Raw genomic sequence first — 5,336 nt, 5'->3', positions numbered from 1 at the left:
CGTCAACACTACGCCATTATCTCTGGCAGCCTGCACCATCTCCTCGGCCTCTGGACCAGTCAGTGACATGGGCTTTTCAATCAGCATGTGCTTCTTTGCCGCTGCCACCTTGAGCGCATCCGCATAATGCGCTGCCGAATGCGTCGCGATCAAAACCAACTCGATATCCCAACCGAGAAATTCATCGAGATTATCAGTCGCACGCATGCCCTCGGCAACCGCCTCTTCCCGCCTGGATTCCGTAATATCGCACACCCCCACCACATCGTACAACCCCGTCCCGCGCATCGTTCTCAGATGACCGCCAGCCACCCGCCCGAAACCGATAATACCCGCCTTGATCTTTTCCATTTATTCTTCCTCATCATCTCCGTATTCTTCACTGCAATAAGCCGCGCGCAACTCGGCAATATTGGTCGCCTTCTCAACGCGCGCATGAACTGTCTCGTTGGATTCATTCGGCCCCGATCCACGCGGAACCGTAGTCGTTATCAAGCTCGCGATACATGCTGTGAGCATGATCTATGGTGCCTTCGCCGTTTTGAACCGCGTATTCGAGTACCATGGACGGGCTGGTCACGCGGAAATACGCGGCGCCCAGGACACCCTGCCGCCCCCACCATCCAAAGTATGTGTCCTCGATCTCGGCCACCACGGTTTTCATTTTCTCAGCATAGTCGTCATTGTTCATGAAACCCAAACGGGTCTCGATCACATCCAGGAGTAACGTTCTCTGCATAGCTGTAAGTTCGCTTCCCTTAATGCCTTCCGGCGCAACTGTTGCACCATACTTTCCTGGCCCCAGCAAGAGGTCGATGGGCTGCTCTGCACGAACGGCTTGTCCTTTCTGTTCGTCCGTAAGGCTATTCATGAACGCTTGCGCTGCCGCAGTTTCCCTCTGCGTAATGAAGATTTCGTCACCGTCAAGGCGCAAGTGCAGCGGTTGGCCACCAGTCAGCATCGGTGAAAAGGAAACGTTCGGTCCGAATACTGTGGCGTTTAATGCGAGATGGTGCCCGCCGAACTGGAACATCCAGGGCTCTGTACTTGACGGTTCACCGAGAAATGCAGCGTAAAAGTACTCACTGCCGTATTTCATGACGCCGAACAGGTCTCCTGAGATCAGTAAGTCTTCTGCGGCCAGTTGATAAGTGATATTTTTCACACCGTCTTCACTCAAGAGTTCACCAAGGAGCTTATCGAGATTCGCCCGCTGTATTGCAGAGAGAACACCGAGCTTTACACCACCACGCGGAACCATACCCTCAGGAAAGTTGGACCAATTTGAACGCTGTGCGTTATCGGTAAACCGATATGTCGCCGCTTGTCTCTGATTGTCGTCCAGTGAGTCCAGAAAGAGCCTTGCAGCCGCCACGATGGCCACTGTCTTCTCGTCGGCAGCAGGCAGGTCGTGAGCGTGCTTGAGATTGATCTCTACTGGTAAGGGAACCGCTCCAAAAAAGACCCGAGCTACAATATCGGGGTGAAAAAACAGATAGACGAAAACTGCGGCAACGACAATCACTGCACCGAGAAGGTAGATCAACACGCGTTTCATGGATCCCGCCTTGATCTTTTCATTTATTCTTCCTCATCATCTCCGTATTCTTCACCGCGATAAGCCGCGCGCAACTCGGCGATATTGGTCGCCTTCTTAACGCGCTCTTGAAGCGCCTCTTCCCCTGCGATCAGTTCCTTCACATTCGCCAGCACCTCTGCCATCCGATCTGCGGGAAACTTCACCGCGCCATTTTCATCCATGTGAATAATCTCACCAGGCGCAACATCCATCCCGCAAATCGACACCGGAATATTCACCGCCTGCACAGCCTGATCGCCATGGCCCGGCGATATACCCGTCAGCAAATACTGAAATTCCATCGGACGGATTTCATCGATATCTCTCGACGGCCCATTTGACACGCACCCCACGCACCCCAGCGCTTTCATCGTCGTCGTCATATTGCCGCCCGCAAGCCCCACCTTACCCGCAATCTCCGGCGGGAATTTCTGCTCCAGCGCCAGTATCGTCGGCTTGGGCGACGCATCCAGCGCCTCGGACACATCCATAAACGACAACCGGTTAAACCCCGCATCCGGCAACCCAAAAGTACACGTCACAGCATACCCGCACCGCGCGCCGAGTTCTGGATACATACACTTAATCGTCTGATCCGTGTACCAGTTCTCAACCCACGGATTATAAAGCCCCAAACACAACGGATTACTCGGATACGTCGCCACCACATTTGTAATGGACGGCGTATCGAAATTCTCCAGCTCCTTCAAAATCTCCTGCTCTGTCATGGTAATCTCCTTAAAAGACGGTCAGCCCGCCCAGCTCATCGGGCGACCACAGGGGGTCGCCCCTACTGACCAATTCACCACTTCACACTTCATCCTTCACACTTCTCACGTCTTCCCCACTTTCACCACATGCTCTTGATCCCAATCCTGGATCAACGGTTCCAGATCATCCCAAAACGCTTCGGGAATTTCAATACTGCCAGCTTCGGCATTTTGAATCGTCTCCGCTTTGTTTCGCCCCCCGCAAATCGCCGTCGCAATCAACGGATGTCGCGTACACCACTGCAGCGATGCAGCCACCAGTGGAATGCCATAATCGTCGCAAAGCGCTTTTATCCTCCCAACGCGGTCCAAAACCGCCTGACTAAAATTGCGATTCACATAAGAATGTCCGGGCAAGGGTCCCGTCGCCAGCAAACCGCGCTCCAGAGGCGTAGCAAGCGCAATCCCCACATTGTGTTTTTCAGCACCGGGAAAAATGAATGTATCCGCCGTGCGATTCAACAAACTCCACGCATCGGGAACCACCGAAGCATCAAACTCGCCCGTATCAATATAGGGACCATTTGAATCGGGATCATTCGCAGCAATACCGATAAAACGCACCACACCCTCATCCTGCAATTTTCGCAACGCCCCAAGCGCGCCATCTTTTGCCATCACCTGCTGCATGGGAAAATCCATCGGATCGTGAATGTACAACACGTCAAACGCATCCAGCCCCAACCGCTCCTGGCTGTCTTCCACCTGCTGCATCACCCCGTCGAAAGAGAAATCGTATTCATTTCCCGATCTCCCCACTTTTGTCGTCACCGTACACTTGCCAGCCAGATCAGGGCGTTCGCGCAACGCGCGACCAATAATCTTCTCGCTCACGGTATTCCCGTAAAGTGGCGCCGTATCGACCAGCGTACACCCGGCCTCAATAGCAGCCACCACATTCACTACACCCACATCTTCATCGACTCCAGGCAAAAAATGACCATCTGCCCCCATCACACGAGCGAGAAATGCCGTGCCAAAACTGACGATTGGAACCTCCAACCCCGTTCTGCCCAATATCTTACTCTGCATCGCAAATCTCCTCCTGAAAAAACCCCTCGCATAATAGACGACAGAACCCCGCGTGTCAATGCGAAAAAATCCCTGTGCTGTGTTGGAAATTAAAACAGCGATCCAAGCCTGTCCGGACGGATGGTAGGAAAAATAAAAAATAACCTTGACAGTCCATATCGTTTTCTGTAATACGTCATGTGTGGCTTGAAATGTGGAGAGTGCGCCCAAACTATCCCAGGTTTATTACGGCGCACCCGCGCCGGAGGTGAGATGTGTTCAAAGAACATGAGCAAATCGTGCTCACAGCCGATGTAGTCGGCGATGAAAGGGAAGAGCTGAAATCGGATGATGTATGCATCATCATCCACATCCACCCGAATGGGGAAACCCTTGTATCGATTTCGGGGGCGTAATGGGGCGCGATAGGAGCGCAATTGAATTAAAAAATCAACGGGTCCGACGAACTTGGGCAAGCAAGACATGTTCAATGATGGATAGTCAGGCTCGGGAGCTATGACAAGCTGTGACAAGGAACTGTGACAAGCCATCATAGAATCGTGGGAGAATAGTAGGTTGATGTATGTTGGACTGGAGCAGATGGTCTGAAGATAGGAAATCTATTGGGGTCTTATTGGAGGTCTTATTTCGATCTCACAACTCTCAGATAGAGGAAGAAGGGACGTAGAGGAGGGGACGTAGTGACCCGTTGCGCCTACATTTTTCTTGATGAAGCCGGAAATTTCGATTTCAGCGTTAATGGAACCCGCTATTTCGTTCTGACCAGCGTCAGCATGAGAAGACCCTTTGGGTGGTGTCAACTGATTGACGATTACAAGTACGACTGCATAGAATACGGTTTGGAGAACGAATACTTCCACTGCACCGATGACAATAAACATGTGCGGGGTAAGGTATTCGATATCATCGGCAACCATCTCAATAGCTTATGCATCGACTGCTTGGTGGTTGAGAAGGCCAAAACCAGCCCAATGCTACGGGAAGACAGGCGTTTCTACCCGGAAATGTTGGGCCATCTGCTGGAGTTTGTGTTACCCAAGGAGTTCGCGGTAGATGCCGATGAAGTCATCGTCATTACTGATATTATACCAGTAAACAAGCGGCGAAGGGCCATTGAGAAGGGCATTCAACAGGCGCTGACAGAGAAGTTAGCCCCTGGCATAAATTACCGCATTCTCCATCATGACTCCCGTTCCCACTATGGGTTGCAGGTGGCCGACTACTGTTGCTGGGCTGTGCATCGGAAATTGCAGACCGGAGAAACAACATGGTTCGACCAAATCCGGAAAGCAGTGCGTAGTCAGTTGGACATCTTTCAGAACGAGACGCGGTATTACTATTAATGTATTCGTCGGCCAAAAAAAATGACCCCCCCGACTACTCCATTTCTGGAGAGAGCCCCTTGGGCTCTTGTCATCGGGAGGGAACCTTTTGTTGTCGGGCTGAATGAATCATATCGAACTCATCCCGGGCACCCGACAAAACAAATATGAGCATGCACATCGCCCGTGTCAACCCCAAAAATGCGCTCTTGTGAATCCAACATAGCTGCTATTTTCACTGGCATTCAGGTTATAACCGACAAAATGATGTGCGGAAGGAACGATCACCGTGAATATTGATTCCATACACTTCAAGGGACACAGTTGTTTCAAAAAAGGGGACTTATATTCAATAGTGCCGGTGGTTTTGGGGGTGATTGGTTTTGGGTTATATTACAGGTTCCAGTGGTTTTTTCTTGCCACGGTCCACATTGTATATAATCCCCATAAATTTGTTTATTTTAGAAAGGAATTGAAATGTCAAGTATGGCTTGGGTAGGAGATCGTATTATTCAGAGAGTGGGAGAAGATGAATCGGAGTTAGGATATATAGGAGAAGATAGGAATACTGGAACTCACGTGTTATGGTTGAAGGATCATAATGGTGTATTTATAGGTAATGCAGGTTCGTAT

The 5,336-nt window shown here is 50.9% G+C and carries 6 protein-coding genes; 2 read left to right on the top strand and 4 right to left on the bottom strand.

Annotated features, from left to right (window positions below):
• The 4 genes from OXG87_02720 to OXG87_02705 all read right to left on the bottom strand — a co-directional run.
• A partial coding sequence (locus tag OXG87_02720) for a Gfo/Idh/MocA family oxidoreductase (protein MCY3868442.1) occupies nucleotides 1–351 on the bottom strand: 351 nt, incomplete at its 3' end.
• Between the two features lie 103 nt (nucleotides 352–454).
• Nucleotides 455–1,558, bottom strand: coding sequence for a DUF3500 domain-containing protein (locus OXG87_02715; protein MCY3868441.1), 1,104 nt, complete (start codon nucleotides 1,556–1,558; stop codon nucleotides 455–457).
• 23 nt (nucleotides 1,559–1,581) lie between these two features.
• Entirely contained in the window at nucleotides 1,582–2,307 is a 726-nt protein-coding gene (locus tag OXG87_02710; GenBank protein ID MCY3868440.1) for an RraA family protein, read from the bottom strand.
• A 105-nt stretch (nucleotides 2,308–2,412) separates the two neighbouring features.
• Nucleotides 2,413–3,381, bottom strand: coding sequence for an aldo/keto reductase (locus OXG87_02705; protein MCY3868439.1), 969 nt, complete (start codon nucleotides 3,379–3,381; stop codon nucleotides 2,413–2,415).
• Between the two features lie 254 nt (nucleotides 3,382–3,635).
• Between OXG87_02705 and OXG87_02700 the strand changes: the two genes are divergently transcribed.
• Together OXG87_02700 and OXG87_02695 are read left to right on the top strand one after the other, a co-directional pair.
• The gene (locus OXG87_02700; protein MCY3868438.1) at nucleotides 3,636–3,776 is read left to right on the top strand and encodes a hypothetical protein; all 141 of its coding nucleotides are present in this window, start codon (nucleotides 3,636–3,638) and stop codon (nucleotides 3,774–3,776) included.
• Between the two features lie 285 nt (nucleotides 3,777–4,061).
• On the top strand, nucleotides 4,062–4,724 hold the full coding sequence (locus OXG87_02695) for a DUF3800 domain-containing protein (GenBank protein ID MCY3868437.1): 663 nt from the start codon (nucleotides 4,062–4,064) through the stop codon (nucleotides 4,722–4,724).
• Nucleotides 4,725–5,336 lie beyond the last annotated feature (612 nt).

This window comes from Gemmatimonadota bacterium (assembly GCA_026706845.1).
Classification (GTDB): Bacteria; Latescibacterota; UBA2968; order UBA2968; family UBA2968; genus VXRD01.
The sequence above is the reverse complement of the archived record's forward strand: the minus strand, read 5'-3'. Positions and strand labels throughout refer to the sequence as shown.